Genomic DNA, 610 nt, shown 5'->3' with positions numbered 1-610 from the left:
TCTTGAAATACCTCCTTCATTAATTGAAAAAGCTAACTTTGAATGATCTTTACTCATAGCGAGGCCTTCAAAGTCCCACTGTCCCACCTCCAGCCAAGTGATATGTTTTGTTGAAAGATCAATGATCGCGAGCCCAAAAAATTCTCTATCTTGATTTGTTAATAAATAGAGATGATCTCCATCCTTGCTGAAATGAGGGTTTTTATAGCTTGCTTCACCCTGATGATCTGTTAACCAGTTTATTTCTCCTGTGCCAAGATTCAGTAAACCTAAATCGTTATCCAACTGGGAATTTGTTTTCCGAATCAATAAGGATTTACAATCAGGAGACCACATGATGGAGGAATAGAGTCCATCCTTTGACAAAACCATTTGTATTTCTAATGTTTCGACATTTTGAATATAGATATCGAAAAAGGCAGGATGTCGACGATTGCTTGACCAGGCTATCCATTTTCCATCAGGTGATTGACCCCCATATTCATGTTTATGGTCAGGAGAGTTCGTAAGCGGAATCAGTAGACCATCACTTTTGAGTAAAAACAGTTGTTGCTTCTCATTACCGCAGACATCCATGCCGATGAGAAGGCCGCGTTGTGATGAACTGTTT

At 39.3% G+C, this 610-nt stretch carries 1 protein-coding gene; it reads right to left on the bottom strand.

Annotated features, from left to right (window positions below):
* Nucleotides 1-610, bottom strand: a 610-nt coding sequence (locus L4D76_RS28915) for a hypothetical protein (protein ID WP_428444216.1), incomplete at both ends; no start/stop codon positions are given.

It is taken from the genome of Photobacterium sagamiensis (assembly GCF_050337085.1).
Classification (GTDB): domain Bacteria; phylum Pseudomonadota; class Gammaproteobacteria; order Enterobacterales; family Vibrionaceae; genus Photobacterium; species Photobacterium sagamiensis.
This window is presented reverse-complemented; position numbering and strand designations above follow the sequence as displayed.